The organism is Olleya sp. R77988, assembly GCF_044594215.1.
Classification (GTDB): Bacteria; Bacteroidota; Bacteroidia; order Flavobacteriales; family Flavobacteriaceae; genus Olleya.
On the sequence record NZ_CP138988.1, the window covers coordinates 1,844,309 to 1,862,165 of the forward strand.

The following is a 17,857-nucleotide window of genomic DNA, read 5'->3' on the forward strand; positions in this document are numbered from 1 at the left end:
GATATTTGTCTTTAATAAGTAAAACAACAAATAATTAAACGTAACAAATTTTACAAAATGAAAAAATTAGTATTCTTATTATTAGCAACCTTTAGCATATCTATGGTTGCTCAAGAAAAATTAACAGAAGGTGTAATGGCTTCTAAAATGACAATGTCAAGTCCTAATGAGGAAGTTAACGCTCAATTGTCAATGGTTGGAGATATTAACATTATAACATATTTTAAAGAAGATAAAACAAGATCAGAGACTAATAATCCAATGTCTGGAGAGTCTGTAACTATTATTGATGCTAAAGCAAAAAAAATGTTGACTTTAATGAATAACCCTATGTTAGGTAAAAAATATATGGCTACAGAAATTGAAGATGATGCTGATACTTCTGGAATTGAAGTCTCTAAAGGAGATGAAACTAAGACAATCTTAGGATATGAATGTCAAGAGTATAATGTAACAATGAATGCTGAAGGAACAACTGTAACAATGGATTTGTTTACTACTGAACAAATTGTTGCATCAAGTGAGCAAACAGCTAAGTTTGGAGATGATTTTAAAGGATTTCCTTTATTAATGACTATGAAAATGTCTCAACAAGGAATGGATTTAACTATGACTTATGAGATTACTGACATAAAAAAAGAGGCAGTATCTGACGATAAGTTTGATATGACTCCACCAGAAGGTTATGAGAAAATGGAAGGAATGTAAAATCCCTTTTTCAAAATTATAAAAGAGCAACTATTTTAGTTGCTCTTTTTTTATACAATAAAAGCAGTACTTGTTCCATTAGTATTAAACACTATATTTTTCTATATTTGACACATGAAGTTTAAAGGGTACATAGGTATTATAATTTCTGCACTTACGTTTTTTGTTGTTAGTCAACAACAAATAACTGTACCTAATCAAGAAATTGTTTTGCAATTTTCTGAGACTAATGTTTCATCCTCACAAACCAAAGAGGCAATTGCAGCTATTAAAATTCAACTTAAAAATATTGGAGTTGAAAACACGCAATTAATTGAAAAAAATGGAACATTAAAAATCACTTACTATAGTGATATTACTGCAGATACTGTAAAAGAAATTTTATTAAAACAACATTTGGTTGATGTTGTTAATCAAGATAAAACTTCAGATTTACCAATAGACGATAACTATAATCTTGATGTTTTTGAGATTAATAAATCGACAGAACCAGGAGTAGGGTTTGATGGAAAACATAGTGTTGAGGTAAAACAAGAATATACTAGAAGTTCCCAAATAACAGTTAGTTTTTCAGCTATAACTGAAAATAATTATCAAATAAATCAACTGTATTATATTGCTCAAAAAGTTAACACGACTATTTCAATAGGTGTTGATAAAGGCACGTATAATATTCCGGAAGTAAGAGCAGGTCCTACTGCTTAAAGATTTTTGATTCAAAAATCAATTCACTTTTAAAAGCTTTAATTTTTAACAAAAGAAGCTTTAAATAATTCATTTTAAACTATTAAAAATAATTGTCAAATCTTGGCGTATACTATATATTTGCGCAATTAAAAATTTGACTATAAATAAACAAAACCATGCAAAGTAAAGGATTAGTAAAAATATTTGCAATATTGTTTGGATTGGTAAGTATTTACCAATTGTCTTTCACGTTTAAAAATAACGCGATAGAAAGCAATGCAGCACAAGTGGCAGAAAGTAAGATTGAAGCCTCAGCAGAAGACCGTTCTGCTAAAGTAAACGAATTTGCAACGAACTATTTAGACTCGTTAGCAACATCTAAAGAAACTGTGTTTTTAGGAAATACATATGCAGATGTAAAACAAAACTCAATGAAGTTAGGTCTTGACCTTAAAGGAGGTTTAGAAGCTATACTTCAAATATCTGTAAAAGATTTATTAATTGGATTATCAAACAACAGTACAACACCTGCTTTTAGAACAGCTTTAGATAATACTGACAAAATCCAAGAAGATAGTCAAAACACATACTTAGAAGACTTTTTTACTGCTTTTGATGAAATTAAAGGAGATAAAAAATTAGCATCACCAGATATTTTTGCTAACCGATCTATGGTTGGAGAGATTGACTTAAATATGAATGATGCTGATGCACAAGTTGTTTTAGAAAGAAAAGTAGACGAGTCTATCGTTTCTGCTTTTGAAGTATTACGTAATCGTATTGATGAGTTTGGTGTAACATCTCCAAACATCCAGCGTTTAGGTAATTCTGGTCGTGTATTATTAGAATTGCCAGGAGTTAAAGATCCAGAACGTGTTACAAAATTAATTGTTGCAACAGCACAATTAGAGTTTTGGGCTGGATTGAAGTCTTCTCAATTTAATGGGTTTTTAGCGCAAGCAAATGACTTAATTAAAACAAAAGAAGAAGCTAATACTACAGATGAAGTAACGGAAGAGAAAGAATTAACAGAAGAAGAAAAAGCAATTGCAGAATTAACAGGTGAAGAAAATGAAGCTGTTAGTGTTGTAAATCCATTATTAGATTTATTAATTGCTCCTCCTTTTGCTAATGGTGCAACTTTAGCACAAGTTAAAATAACTGACAAAGAAAAAGTAGAAAGTTATTTAGCAATGCCAGAAGTACGAGCGTTGTTACCTGGAGAATTAAAGAATACTAAATTTGTTTTTGGAAAACCAGAAGAAAATAGTGAGCTTGTAGATTTATTTGTTTTAGCAGGAACTAGAGATGGTGTACCACCTTTAAGTGGAGCTGTTATTACAGATGCACGTCAATCTTATAATCAAGCAAATCAAGTAGTGGTTAGTATGTCAATGAATAGCAAAGGAGCTAAGATTTGGGAAAAAATGACTGGAGATGCTTATAAAACACAAGGTCAAGTGGCAGTAGTATTAGATAACACTGTGTATTCTGCACCTTCTTGTACAAATGGAGCAATTTCTGGTGGAAGTACTGAGATTTCTGGTAGCTTTAAATTAAGCGAAGCAACAGATTTAGCAAATGTATTACGTGCAGGTAAATTACCAGCAGAAGCACAAATTATTCAAAGTAGTGTTGTTGGACCATCTTTAGGTCAAGAAGCTATCGATAGTGGTACAATGTCTTTTGGTATTGCATTAGCATTAGTATTAATATGGATGGTGTTTTACTATGGTAAAGCAGGATTATTTGCAGACATTGCAATGCTATTTAATATCTTATTAATATTTGGTGTATTGTCAGGTATTGGTGCTGTATTAACATTACCAGGTATTGCAGGTATTGTATTAACAATTGGTATGTCTGTGGATGCAAACGTACTTATATTTGAGCGTATTAGGGAAGAATTATCCAAGGGTAAAGACCAGAAGTCAGCCATACAAGATGGATTTAGTAATGCCTTATCGTCTATTTTGGATGCCAATATTACAACAGGATTAACTGCCTTAATCTTATTTGTTTTTGGTACAGGACCAATTAAAGGATTTGCTACAACCTTATTAATAGGTATTGGTACTTCTTTATTTACTGCAATATTTATTACTAGATTATTAGTAGATTGGTACGTAAACAGAGGTGGTAAATTAGATTTCTCTACAAGCTTAACTAAAAACTTGTTTAGAAATATTAATATCGAGTTCCTTAAAAAGCGTAAAGTAGCTTATATTATTTCTGCAATTGCATTAGTAGCAAGTTTAGCATCGTTATCAATAAATGGTTTAGATCAAGGTATTGATTTTGTTGGAGGACGTACAACGCAAGTGCGTTTTGCAGAACCAGTAAGTGCTGTAGAGATTGAAGGTATTTTAGCATCACCAGAAGTATTTGGAAGTGCAACAGTAAAAACTGTTGGAGATGATAACAACTTAAAAATATCTACTAAATATAAAATTGACGAAACTGCTAACGAAGTAGATGACGAAATAAGAACTAAATTATATAGTGCCTTACAACCTTACCTAAAAGGTCAGTCTTTCGAGGATTTTAAAGACCTATCAAAAGCAGATAAGCAAGTAGGTATTATGGATCAATATAAAGTAAGTCCATCAATTGCAGACGATATTAAGCAAGCGTCATTCTGGGCAGTCTTAGGATCTTTAGTAGTCGTGTTTTTATACATTTTATTCCGTTTTAAAAGATGGCAATTCTCACTTGGTGCAGTAGCAGCAGTATTCCATGATGTAATAATCGTACTTGGAGTATTCTCTTTAACATACAAGTTTATGCCATTCTCAATGGAAATAGATCAAGCATTTATTGCAGCTATATTAACAGTAATTGGTTACTCGTTAAATGATACGGTTGTAGTATTTGATAGAATTAGAGAGTTTTTTAACGAGCATACCAACTGGCCATTCAACAAGGTTATTGATAGCTCATTAAGCAGTACGTTAAGTCGTACATTAAATACCTCTTTAACTACATTAGTAGTGTTATTAGCCATCTTTATTTTTGGTGGAGAATCTATTAGAGGATTTATGTTTGCCTTAATAATTGGTGTAATTGTGGGTACATACTCATCATTATTTATAGCAACACCAATCATGTACGATTCGGTTAAAAAAGGAAATGCAGCAGACGCATTAAAAAAGAAAGAAGTAGTAGTTGATGAAACTGTAGTAAAGTAATCAAAAACTAATCTTATATAAAAAGCCTTTCTATTAATTTAGAAAGGCTTTTTTGTTTTTGGGCGTTACCCACTTTTGCTTTTAATGGCAAAAGTGCGTCAGGCTTTCCGTTACAATCTTTTTGTTCGTGCCTCACAAAAAGGATTTTCTCTACAATCCTTAACGCAAGGCAAGCCTAAGTTTTATTTTCTATCCATTGTTCCGTCAACTTCCAAAGCGAGTCTTTAAAAGTGTCTTTAAAAAATCCAAAATGCTTAACATCATTTATATTTAAATCTTCAGGGATAATATGTCGTCTATCAATAGTCGCATTAGTAAATCTATCTGTTAACCAATCTACACTTGCTTTAGATGCAAACTTATCACGAGGAAAGCTAATAGATAGGACATTACAGTTAACCTCATTAAAATGTAACTGTCTTGTATTAGCTTCTCTAAGTAAATAGTCAGGATGGATTCCCCATTGTCTCCATTGATAAGCCACTTGTTTAGGCAAGTTTTCAAAAAGACCTAAATGTTTAGCAGGAAAATAGTTAAATATTGGAGTAGAAAAAGGTATCAATGCATACCAAAATGTAAGCATCCTAAAGCGGTTAAAGCCATTAAACTGTTTCCAATAACCACTTTGAGAGCATATCATTATAATATTATCTACTAACTTAATATTTGGATTTAACCCAATAAGTTGTCCGCCAATACTATGTGTAATAAGAGTTAATTTATGATTTGGATTTTCTTTTTTAATAAAAAAAAGAAGATTACTTTGGTCAATTGCCCAATCACTAAGATTACTAGTGTTTGATTTTAAGTTATCAGAATCTGATGCACCAATACCAGAATAATCAAAAGTATAAACAGTAAAGCCTATTGTAGAAAAATGAATAGCAAATTTAAAATAATACCCTTGCAAAACACCAGTTGCAGAAGATATTACAATACTTTTATTGTTGGGTATTTTAGGTGTAAATTTTGAAACCGAAAGACTTCTGTTATTGCCAGATTGTATCTTAAAAGTTTCAGAAGTCATACATATGTTTTACTGCTCTAATTTATATTCAAAATAATCCATTTTGTCACCAACATCCAATAATAGTTCTTGAGCAGTTCCTGCATTAAGTTCTAACACAAATTGTGCAGGTGTATTGGATGGTAAAGAAGTTTCGTCCATTGCTTTTGCATTTTCCTGAAAACTAACAATACGCTTATTATGATCAAAAAAGATAAGGTCTAATGGTATACGTGTGTTTTTCATATAAAAAGAACGCTCTCTAACATCATTAAAAACAAACAACATACCTTGGTTGTCTTTCATGCTATCTCTGTACATTAATCCAGTTTGGATTTCGTATTCAGTTTTAGCAATTTCAATATTAAAAATTTTAACAATAGTATCTGTGGTACCTTTAAAAATAGTTAACTCTCCTTCTTTTTTAAAGTCTACTTTAACAGGTTCAATAGTTTTTTCTTCTTTACAAGATGTAATGCTTATAGCAATTAAACAACTTAAAAATAAGATAGTAGGTTTAATAAATTTTATCATTATTTAACTGTGTTTTTTGGTTTAAATAGAAACATAAAGTAAAGTCCAATTAAAATAAATGGAATACTTAACCACTGTCCAGTGTTAAGGTTAAACCAGTTTATAAATTCATCTCCTTGTGGTTCTTTTACAAATTCTACAAAAAATCTAACGGTCCATAGTAATACTAAAAACAACCCAAATAAAAATCCTGTTTGATCTTTTTTATTGGTTTTGTCGTAAACAAACCATAAAATTAAAAATACAAAGATGTAACAAAAAGATTCATACAATTGTGCTGGATGACGATATGGAACAGCTTCTAATAAGCTAGACATATTTGGATTATCTGTAATAGATGCGTATGCTTTTTTAACATCATTAATACCTGTTGCTTTTGTAACATCCCTTAGTCTATTAACACCACCATAATATTCTTGAATAAAACGTACACCAAGTTCAGAATCTGTAACTTTTCCGATAATCTCTGAGTTTATAAAGTTTCCTATTCTAATAAATATTGCTCCTGACGCAACTGGTATTACTATGCGATCTAAAATCCACATTAATGATTTGTAATTGTATTTTTTACGATACAAATACATACCTATAATTATTCCAATTGCTGCTCCATGACTGGCAAGTCCCATAAAACCTTGAAATTCAAAACCACCTTTAAATTTAAAAGGTAAAAAGACACTAAAAAAGTCTTGCGAAAATAATTCTGGTTGATAAAAAATAACATGACCTAAACGTGCACCAAGCATTGTTGCTAGTACTGTGTAAATAAATAAAGGGTCTAAAAACTCTAAGTTTATTTTTTCGCGTTTAAAAATGCGCTTCATAATAGCATGTCCTATTACAAATGCAGCAATCCACATTAAACTATAAAAATGAATTTTGAAGTTTCCTACAATATCAATTCCTGTTAATGGATTCCAATCAAATTTAAGTGCGTACATAGTTTGTTTTTTTGCAGTTGTAAATATAGTACTTATGGTTTATTTATTTTAATTACTTGACAAAGGTTTAGCAAAAATTTAATTTTAATAACTGTGTTTTGTGCTTATGCGTTAGTGATGGAATACTTTGTCTTCGCTCAGTACAGGCTTTCTGTTTGAGCTCCTCGAAGAGAGCAAGTAGTGACAGCCTGTTAAAATGTCCAAAAAATTATGGTACTGGATCATAACCACTTCCTCCCCAAGGATGACAACTAAAAATACGCTTTATACTTAATCTTAACCCTTTTAATACACCATGTTTTTGAAAGGCTTGTTTGGAGTAATGAGAGCATGTTGGTTGGTATCTACAAGTTGCAGGTGTTAATGGAGAAATAAAGGTTTGGTAAATCTTTATTAAGAATAAAAATGGTGCTATTAGTATTTTTTTCATAATAAAAACCCTCAATTAAGAGGGTTTTGAAAAATATTATTAATTAGTAGAAAAGGTCGTACCTTCTTTACCATCATTTAATTGGATACCAGCTTCAGCTAACTCGTCTCTTATTTGGTCTGATAATGCAAAATCCTTATTTGCTCTAGCTTCTTGGCGTAATTTTATTAATAAATTTACTGCTCCAGAAAGTTTATCTGTTCCTGTTGCTGCTTCGGTTTTATCATTCTTTAATCCTAAAATATCATACACAAAAGCATTAATTGTAGATTTAAAATGGTTTAAATCTTTTTCTGTTACTGTTTCTGTTTGGTCTTTTATTTGGTGGATGTATTTAGCAGCTTCAAATAAATGTGCAATTAATATTGGTGTGTTAAAATCATCATTCATTGCATCATAACATTTTTGCGTCCAAGCATCAATGTTTAATGTAGACTTTGCTGCTGGTTTTAAGTCACTTAATTGACTAATGGCTTCCATTAATCTATTGTAACCTTTCTCGCTTGCTAATAATCCATCATTGGTTAAATCCAAAATGCTTCTATAGCTGGATTGCATCATAAAAAATCTAATGACACTTGGGCTAAAAGCTTTAGACATCAAATCGTTTGTTCCTGATAATAATTCTGGTGGATTTATAATGTTTCCTGTAGACTTAGACATGCGTTGTCCATTTAATTCTAACATATTTGCATGCATCCAATAGTTTACTGGTGTATTACCTTTTGCTGCTTGATTTTGAGCAATTTCGCACTCGTGATGCGGGAATTTTAAGTCCATTCCACCACCATGTATATCAAATTGTTTACCTAAATATTTAGTGCTCATAGCTGTACATTCTAGATGCCATCCTGGAAATCCGTCACTCCAAGGTGAAGGCCAACGCATTATATGTGTTGGTTCTGCTTTTTTCCAAAGTGCAAAATCTTGAGGATTTTTCTTGTCAGACTGTCCATCAAGTGCTCTAGTGTTATGGATTAAATCTTCTAACTTACGTTTACTTAAAATACCGTAATTATTAGTTTCGTTATACTTATGTACATCAAAATATACTGAACCATTTACTTCGTATCCAAATCCATTATCTATTATAGCTTTTATAAGTTCTATTTGCTCTATAATGTGTCCAGTTGCTGTAGGCTCTATACTTGGTGGTAAAAAATTTAACGTGTTTAAGATATTATGAAAATCTACAGTGTAACGTTGGACAACTTCCATTGGCTCGATTTCTTCTAATCGTGCTTTTTTAGAAATTTTGTCTTCTCCTAAATCTGCGTCATTTTCTAAATGTCCAGCATCTGTAATGTTTCTAACATATCTAACTTTGAATCCTAGATGTTTTAAGTATCTAAAAATCATGTCAAAAGACATGAAAGTTCTAACATTTCCTAAGTGTACATTACTGTATACAGTTGGTCCACAAACGTACATTCCAACATAACCTTCGTTAATAGGTTTAAAGATTTCTTTTTCGCCACTTAGCGTATTATATATTTTTATGTTTTGTTGTTTGTAAAGTTCCATTAGTGTTTTACTAAAATTTTGTCTCTAATTTAATGTAATCTAAAAATTCGCGTCTAGTTGCTTTCTTTTTAAATTGACCTCCAAATTCTGAGGTTACTGTACTACTCTCTATGTCTCTAATCCCTCTAGAATTAACACATAAATGTTTGGCATCAATAACGCATGCAACATCTTTAGTACCTAAAACGTCTTGTAGTTCTTTTACAATTTGAATAGTTAAACGCTCTTGTACTTGAGGTCGTTTTGCATAATAATCTACAATACGGTTCATTTTAGAAAGCCCAACTACAGTTCCGTTAGAGATGTATGCAACGTGTGCTTTTCCAACAATCGGTAATAAATGATGCTCGCAAGTAGAATATAATGTAATGTTTTTTTCTACTAACATTTCTCCATACTTATATTTATTATCAAACGTAGAAGCATTTGGTTTTTTGTCAGGATGTAATCCTCCAAAAATCTCGTTAACAAACATTTTGGCTACACGATTAGGTGTGCCTTTAAGACTGTCGTCTGTTAGGTCTAAACCTAAAGTTTCCATTATATTAGCAACATCTTTTTTTATACTTTCAATTTTATCTGCGTCAGATAGTTTAAAAGCATCCGCTTTTAACGGTGTATCGTGATTGGTGCCTATATGGTTTTCGCCAATAGCATCTTTTTTATCTATATTGTTTTCAATCTTCATCTAAATAAAGTCTATGAAATAGTGTTTAAATTATCTTGCAAAGATAAGCAATAAATAAATCTTGATAAGGGTAGGGATTTGTTAAATATGACTGTTATATAAGTGTAATTAAAAAAAATCGTAATTAGATGTCTATATTAACATAGACTTTATTAAAATTTTCTTAATTTTCGAAACTTAATTTTATCTTAAAAATAATGAAACTTAGAATTTTATTCACCCTATTATTTGGATTTTTGATGTTTTCTCAACAAGGAACAGCTCAAACAAAAAAGAAACAACAAACACAATTAGTAAAATACGATAAAAACGTTGATGCTCCTTTAACTGTTAAAGAGTTAGCAATGTTAAAAGAAGTCTATAAAGATAAATTGGACAAATACGTGTTAAGTAATAAACAACGTGTTAAAGATTTTAAGCACCTTTTAAGAAATAGGATTGTTATAAAAAAGATGGATAATATTACTGATGATAGTAAGTATACTTTACTGTCTAATGTAGAATTATTTAACAGTTATAATTCAGAACTCAAAAGAGATGAAACATTTGATATTTCAACTTTTAATCCACTTAAATATAATTTGGAATTTTTTAGGATAGGATCAATTATATACAAAATAGACAACACCAATTATTATATTATTATCAAATCTCAAACGTATAAAAAATAATTGCATATTATTTTTAAGTTATTATAAAGTATTTTAAACAGACAACAATGAAAAAGTTTCTAGTAGCACTTTTATTATTAAATTCATTTATAGCCTTTTCTCAAGATGTATTGATGCAGACAACCACAGTTAATCAATGTGGTGGTGTGTTTTATGATTCTGGTGGAGCAGCTGCAAATTATGCAGATGGAGAAAGTTTTATTTTAACAATCTGTCCAGATACACCTGGACAACAAGTGCAATTAGATTTTACCGAATTTAGTACGCAGTTAAATAATGATGTAATGATTATTTATGATGGTGATGATAATACAGCATCAGCATTTGGACAGTTTTCAGGCGGAGGAGCAGCAGCAAACCCAGGAATGTTTTCAGCAACACCTACAAACCCAACAGGATGTTTGACAATTGAGTTTACTTCCGATGGAGCAGGTAATACTGGTGGTTGGGCAGCAACTATTTCTTGTTATGAACCTTGTCAAACTATTGTGTCACAAATTGATACTGCAACACCTGCTCCAAATGTAGATGGATATATTAGAGTGTGTCCAAATGAAAATATTACATTGGATGGAAGTGCTACTTTTTCTGTAGACGGAACAGGAGCAACATATGAATGGGATTTAGGTGATGGTAATTTTGTAGCTGGACAATCTGCTACATTTTCTTATGCAACACCAGGAGTGTATATTGTTAATTTAAATGTAACAGACACTAATACAGATCCGGATCCAGCTGGATGTATGAATACAAATTTGATTAATCAAGTTATACAAGTAGGAACAGAACCTGACTTTACAGGTACTCAAGCAGTAGATAGTGTAATTTGTTTTGGAGATTCAACAACAATTAATGGAACAGTTACACCAACTGAGTTTATTAATGATTGTACACCTCCAGTTAGTGGAACAACTTTTTTACCTGATGGTGGAGGAAACTCTTACCAAACGTCAGTAACTGTAGATTGTTATGACTCTGCTCAAACATTAACAGATGTTAATCAGTTAGTTGCTATATGTGTAAATATGGAGCATTCCTTTTCAGGAGATTTAGATATTTTTATAACAGGACCAACTGGTCTTCAAGCTTAGCTTTTTGAACAAGCTGGTGGAGGAACTTACTTTGGAGGAGCTAATGATGACGGAACAAATACTCCAGGAACTGGTGCTGATTATTGTTTTTCAATGTCTGGAGCAGTTTTATTACAAAATGCACCAACAGTAACTGCTGGTACAAACCCACCTAATAATTCTTGGGCTCCTGGTACTTATTTACCGTTTCAAGATTTTACTAGTTTATTGGGAAGTCCTTTAAATGGTGACTGGACAATACAAGTTGTAGATAATTTGAATATTGATAATGGATATATATTTTCATGGAGTATAGAGTTTGATCCAAATTTACAACCTCCAGAATTATCTTTTACTCCAGTAACAGTTACTGAAGGTTGGGATGCAGATCCATCAATTACAAGTACAACAGGAAATGATATTACAGTACAACCAGCAACAGCAGGTACACATTGTTTTACTTATAGAATGACTGATGATTTTGGATGCGAATATACAGAAGTAGTCTGTATAGATGTTTTGCCAGAAATAGATAATGGTTTACCAAATGATTTATTTTTGTGTAATCCAGGAGCGCCTCCATATAATTTTGATTTAACACAAAATAATACACCAATAACAGCTCCTTCTGCAATTCCAGGTGATTTAGTAATTACTTATCACGAAACTCAAGCAGATGCGGATAATGACACAGCACCAATTGCAACCCCTACAAATTATACTTCAACAGCTGTTTTAGGAGTCCCTCAAACAATAAATGTAAGAATAGAATATTTAAACTCTGGGTGTTTTGTAACCGAAACATTTACTTTAAATATTACAACACAACCAACAATAAATCCAGCAGCAGATATGATTGCTTGTGATGATCCATCTAATGATGGATTTGAACCATTTGATTTAGAAAGTCAAAATTTAACGATTTTAGGAACACAATCTCCTGCCAGTTTTATTGTAACTTATTATTTAAGTTTCGCTGATGCTGATGCTGGAGTAGCAGGTACTGAGCTAGTTAGTCCTTACACTAACACTGCTAACCCTCAACCAATTTTTGTTAGAGTTCAAGTTGTTGGTGATGCAGCATGTTATATTGCTTCCCCTTTAGCTGTTTTTGATTTAATTGTTAATCCTAATGATGATTCTTCATTTACAACTACTCCTAATTGTTCTGGAGCTACAGTAAGTGGAATTATTACAGCAGGAGGAACTTTTGATTTTGATACTGCTCCAACAGATGGAGCAACAATAGACACAGCTACAGGAGAAGTTAATAATGGTGTTGCAGGTACTAGTTATGGTATTGTTTATACTACTATGGGAGTTTGTCCAACTTCTACAACAGAAACTTTTTCAGTCCTTCTTACTGATGATGCTTCATTTACAATGACTCAAACTTGTGATGGTGGAACTGTTGATATGGTTACTACTCCTGGAGGAAGTTATGCATTTAACCCAATGCCAACAGATACAGCAGTTATAGATTCTGCTACAGGAACCATAACAAATGGTGTTTCTGGCGCAACTTATAGTGTTGAGTATACAACTAATGGAACTTGTCCTGCCAGTAGTATTGAATCAGTGACTGTTTATCCTGCAGAGGATGCCACATTTTCTGTTATAGAAAATTGTGATGGAGCAACAATGAATATAATTGGTGATATGGGAGGAACATTTATGTTTAATCCGTTACCAACAGATACTGCAACTATAGATGCTACAACAGGACAAGTTACTAATGGAATTTCTGGTACAACTTACACCGTTGAATATACAACATCAGGACCTTGTCCAGATAATAGTTTTCAAAATGTAACTGTTCTAAATCAAGATGATCCTTCTTTTACTGTTCTTGCAAATTGTAATGGAGGTATAGTTGATTCTGTAGTTACTCCAGGAGGTTCTTATGTTTTCAATCCTGCAGCAACAGATACTGCAGTTATTGATATAGTTACAGGAACTGTTACAAATGCAACACCAGGAGCAAGTTATACTATAGAATATACAACAGCTGGAGCATGTGCAGAAACAAGTACACAAGTATTAAATGTGCTTTTAGCTGATGATTCTTCATTTACATTAACTCCTACTTGTGATGGATCTACTGCAGTAATTGATGGTTTAACAGGAGGTACTTTTTCATTTAATACACCTCCAACTGATGCAGCAACTATAGATACATCTTCAGGTTTAATAACTGGAGGTAATCCAAATTCAAATTATATTGTAGATTATACTACTAATGGACCTTGTCCAACAACAACAACTAATACAGTCACAGTTTATCCAGAACCAGTAGCAGTTCCCCCAACTGCATTAGAAGTTTGTGATGATGGCACACCAGATGGATTTACGTCAATAGATTTAAGCATAAAAAACAATGAGATAAGTGGCGGTAATCCAGCCTATGCGGTGACCTATTATTTAACTCAAGCATTTGCAGATTCGGCAACCAATCCATTATCGATACCTTATACAAATGTTAGTAATCCACAAATTATATTTGTACGAGTAGAAGACACCAATACCAGTTGTTATACTACAACGACATTACAATTAGATGTTCAGCAGGCACCAGTAGCATTTGCACCAACCCCTTTAGAGTTTTGTGATCCAGATAGCGATGGATTTGGTGTTTTCACTTTAACAGATTCAGAAGCAGAAATCACAGGAGGCGCACCAGGATTAACAGTAACATATCATGAAACATCAGCAGATGCAGACAATAATGTTAACCCATTAACGAGTCCCTATAATAATATTGTAGAGGATATGCAAACTATTTATGTACGTGTAGAAAGTGCAACTATCGCAACAGCATGTGCCACGTTTGTAGACTTAATATTACAAGTCAATCCAACACCACAAATTACAGATCCAAGTCCATTAGAATTTTGCGATAATGATGCAGATGGTATAGCAGTTTTTGATTTAGAATTAAACAATGCAGAGATTTTAAACCAATTAGATGCAGATGCGACAAATGATTTAGCAGCAGCAGATTACACTATTACATTTTATACCACAGCAGCCAATGCAGCAGTGCCACAAAATGCAATAGCAACACCAAATGCTTATATTAATACCACACCAAATATGCAAACTATTTGGGTGCGTGTAGATGACAATGCCAATGGATGTTCAACAATAACAACCATGGATTTAATCGTAAATCCATTACCAGTATTAGTACAACCAACACCATTAGCTTTATGTGATTATAACAACCCAGGAGACGAGGTGGAAGCTTTCAACTTAGAAGATGCTAATGCAGAAATTTTAGCAGGACAAACAGGTATCACATTAACCCATTACCTAACACAATTAGGAGCGGATACTGCAGATCCAGCAGATCAAATTTCTAGTCCCTACACTAATGTTGTTAACCCACAAACAGTATATATAAGAGCAGAAGACAATGTTACAGGATGTGTTAGTACTATAACCTTAGACTTAAGAGTTAACCCAATCCCATCACCAGTAGTTAATCCTACACCATTAGTAGAATGTGATGATGATAATGATGGGTTTACCACTTTTGATTTAGACAGTCAAACAGCAACAATACTAAATAGTGAGCCAGATGTAAGCATCAGTTACCACGAAACATCAGCAGATGCTGCTAATGATTTAAACCCATTAGTAAGTCCATACACCAATATTGTAGCCTATAACCAAATGATTTATGTAAGAGCAGAAAACGATCTTACAGGTTGTATCACAGTAGTTATATTACCACTAGAAGTACAAGACTCACCAGTCGTACCAGTTGTATTGGACGATTATATTGTCTGTGATGATAACAATGATGGCTTTAATCAATTTGATTTTGATACCGTTATGACACCACAAATCTTAGGGACACAAAACCCAGCAGATTTTGTATTAACCTATCATACAACATTATTAAATGCAGAAAATGGAACCAGCCCAATAGTCAATACAGGCAATTACACCAATGCCACTAATCCACAAACTATTTATATCAGATTAGAAGGCATAGCCAATGGATGTGTAACAACAGGAGAGTTTATTATCCGTGTAGAAGCACCACCAGTAATTGTACAACCAACACCATTAGCAATTTGCGATGAGTTAGATGCAAATTATTACGAAAACAATGATGACATGGCTACGTTTGATTTAACGGTTAAAAATGACGAAATCACAGCAGGTAACGTCAGTTGGATAGTCACTTATTACGAAACTCAAGCAGATGCAGATGCAGATGCAAACGCCATAGCAGACCCAACGATGTATACTAACATGATGGTAGGAACCAATCCAGCCAATCCACAAACAGTATATGTAAGAGTCACAGATGCAGACACAGGATGTTTCAGTTTTACAACCCTAACCATACGTGTGTTACCAAACCCAACACCAACACCAACACCAGATAATTTAGAGTTGTGTGATGATGTTAATGTAGTTGGACCAAACGATTTAATAGAAATCTTTGACCTAACCACCAATGAAGTCGCAACCATTAATGGAGAAACAGGAGTAAGTGCAAGTTATTATACAGATTTAGATGAAGCCCTAATGGGAACTAACCAAATCGTAGATCCAACGATGCATAGTAATGAAGATCCAGCCAATCCAGGTGCAGCCATTACTCCACAAACTATTTATGTACGTGTGACTAACGGAACAGATGCAATGGGAACCGCAGGAACAGGATGTTACACCATTGTAAGTTTTGACGTTATAGTCAACCCATTACCAGTAGTTAGCCCAATAGAAGATTATATCTATTGCGAGTTATTTAACGATGGACAATACGGATTTGATTTAGACAGTAAAACAGACGAGATTTTAAACGGACAAGACCCAACCATTTTCACTGTAACCTACCATGAAACACAAGGCGAAGCAGACACATCAATGAATGCCTTAAGCAGTCCATATACAAACACAAGTAACCCACAAACTATATTTGTAAACATTACCAATACAGTAACTGGATGTGATACTACCACAACGTTTAATATAGAAGTCCAAGAAGCCGCACAAGCCAATCCAGATATGGCACCAATCGTGTATGAGATTTGTGATGACAATATGGAAACTGATGGAGACACAACAAATGATAGTGCACAGTTTGATTTACTAACCCAAAATCCAGACGTATTAGATGGACAAGATGCAGCAAACTATATTGTAAGCTACTATGCAACACAAACAGATGCAGACGCAGCAACCAATCCATTACCATTCTTGTATGAAAACACTGTAAACCCACAAGTTATTTATGTACGTGTAGATAATGATATACAATCAGTAGGACCAATTAGCTTAGATTTAGTCGCATTAGGGACAACAGGTCTAGATGTCAATGGAGATGGAGCAATAGATACAATAGATACAGATGGAGACGGAGTTTTTGATTTACTAGACGTAAACAACGATATGGTTTCAGATGGATTTGATAACGAGCCAGACGGAATCATAGACTTTATAGACTTAGATGGCGATGGTTTAGGAGATCTAGTAGACTTAGATAACGATGGAGTAGTAGATAACGGAATAGACAGTTCAATCTGTTATGAAACCGCAGAAGTTACTTTACAAGTTAATCCATTACCAGAGTTTGAAATAGAAGACAGCTACTTACTATGTATCAATACTAATGGAACAGAGGTAATCAATACACCAGTAATAGACACAGGACTAAACACAACAGACTATACCTTTGAGTGGTTATTAGAAGGCGCAACCCTTACGGGAGAAACCGGAAGTAGTTTAACACCAACACAAGGCGGAAATTATACAGTAATCGTAACAGATGTAACCACAAGTGGAGTCACAATGTGTCAAAACTCAGCAACCACTTTAGTAGAAGAAAGTGAGCCACCAGTAATAGAATATGAAGTCACTACAGAAGCATTTGCAGACGTACACAACATTATGGTAACAGCAACAGGAAATGGGATTTCAGCCTACGAGTTTCAGTTAAATGATGGTGTTTGGGAAGCAGGAGTATTAAATACAGACGGAAGCTATACTTATACATTTACAGATGTAGCAGGAGGCGATCATATAGTAACAGCAAGAGACATTAATGGATGTGGAGAAAGTAGCCTGCCAGTAAGTGTAATGGACTACCCACACTTCTTTACACCAAACGACGATGGCTTTAATGACACATGGAATATCTACGGAATCCAAAACCAACCAGACGCCAAGATTTACATCTTTGATCGTTACGGAAAGTTATTAAAACAATTAAGTCCAACCGGATTAGGATGGGACGGAACCTTTAACGGTAACCCAATGCCAACTAGTGACTATTGGTTTACAGTAGACTATAAAGAACCAAACGATTTAACACAACAAAAACAATTTAAGGCACACTTTACCTTAAAGCGATAATAAAAACAAAAACAATTAAACCTAAAAAAGCCTGAACA

The 17,857-nt window shown here is 33.2% G+C and carries 12 protein-coding genes; 6 read left to right on the top strand and 6 right to left on the bottom strand.

The features are described 5' to 3' along the window. Positions 1-57 precede the first annotated feature (57 nt). The 3 genes from SJY17_RS08260 (at position 58) to secDF (ending at position 4,583) form a co-directional block, all read left to right on the top strand. A complete protein-coding gene (locus SJY17_RS08260; RefSeq protein WP_397362091.1) occupies positions 58-708 on the top strand; it encodes a DUF4412 domain-containing protein in 651 nt (216 codons plus the stop codon). A 114-nt stretch (positions 709-822) separates the two neighbouring features. Further along, positions 823-1,413 carry a hypothetical protein gene (locus SJY17_RS08265; protein ID WP_397362092.1) on the top strand — a complete coding sequence of 197 codons (591 nt, stop codon included), beginning with the start codon at positions 823-825 and terminating at the stop codon, positions 1,411-1,413. 158 nt (positions 1,414-1,571) lie between these two features. Next, on the top strand, positions 1,572-4,583 hold the full coding sequence (secDF, locus tag SJY17_RS08270; RefSeq protein WP_397362093.1) for a protein translocase subunit SecDF: 3,012 nt from the start codon (positions 1,572-1,574) through the stop codon (positions 4,581-4,583). A gap of 175 nt (positions 4,584-4,758) precedes the next feature. Here secDF and SJY17_RS08275 read toward each other — a convergent pair whose 3' ends face one another. The 6 genes from SJY17_RS08275 to folE form a co-directional block, all read right to left on the bottom strand. After that, entirely contained in the window at positions 4,759-5,610 is an 852-nt protein-coding gene (locus tag SJY17_RS08275) for an alpha/beta fold hydrolase (protein WP_397362094.1), read from the bottom strand. A 9-nt stretch (positions 5,611-5,619) separates the two neighbouring features. After that, a complete protein-coding gene (locus tag SJY17_RS08280) occupies positions 5,620-6,123 on the bottom strand; it encodes a DUF192 domain-containing protein (RefSeq protein ID WP_397362095.1) in 504 nt (167 codons plus the stop codon). After that, a complete protein-coding gene (gene lgt, locus SJY17_RS08285) occupies positions 6,123-7,064 on the bottom strand; it encodes a prolipoprotein diacylglyceryl transferase (protein WP_397362096.1) in 942 nt (313 codons plus the stop codon). Before lgt ends, SJY17_RS08280 begins: the two co-directional genes overlap by 1 nt. Positions 7,065-7,272: 208 nt before the next feature. Beyond that, on the bottom strand, positions 7,273-7,494 hold the full coding sequence (gene yidD, locus SJY17_RS08290) for a membrane protein insertion efficiency factor YidD (RefSeq protein WP_397362097.1): 222 nt from the start codon (positions 7,492-7,494) through the stop codon (positions 7,273-7,275). Between the two features lie 39 nt (positions 7,495-7,533). Continuing rightward, positions 7,534-9,018, bottom strand: coding sequence for a cysteine--tRNA ligase (cysS, locus tag SJY17_RS08295; protein WP_397362098.1), 1,485 nt, complete (start codon positions 9,016-9,018; stop codon positions 7,534-7,536). Between the two features lie 10 nt (positions 9,019-9,028). Beyond that, the gene (folE, locus tag SJY17_RS08300; protein WP_397362099.1) at positions 9,029-9,706 is read right to left on the bottom strand and encodes a GTP cyclohydrolase I FolE; all 678 of its coding nucleotides are present in this window, start codon (positions 9,704-9,706) and stop codon (positions 9,029-9,031) included. A 197-nt stretch (positions 9,707-9,903) separates the two neighbouring features. On the opposite strand from folE, the gene SJY17_RS08305 reads away from it, so the two are divergent. From SJY17_RS08305 to SJY17_RS08315, 3 genes are all read left to right on the top strand, one after another. Beyond that, positions 9,904-10,377, top strand: a complete 474-nt coding sequence (locus tag SJY17_RS08305; RefSeq protein WP_397362100.1) for a hypothetical protein — start codon at positions 9,904-9,906, stop codon at positions 10,375-10,377. Between the two features lie 47 nt (positions 10,378-10,424). Then, a complete protein-coding gene (locus SJY17_RS08310) occupies positions 10,425-11,468 on the top strand; it encodes a PKD domain-containing protein (RefSeq protein ID WP_397362101.1) in 1,044 nt (347 codons plus the stop codon). A gap of 93 nt (positions 11,469-11,561) precedes the next feature. Continuing rightward, the gene (locus SJY17_RS08315; RefSeq protein WP_397362102.1) at positions 11,562-17,819 is read left to right on the top strand and encodes a T9SS type B sorting domain-containing protein; all 6,258 of its coding nucleotides are present in this window, start codon (positions 11,562-11,564) and stop codon (positions 17,817-17,819) included. The last annotated feature ends 38 nt before the right edge of the window (positions 17,820-17,857 follow it).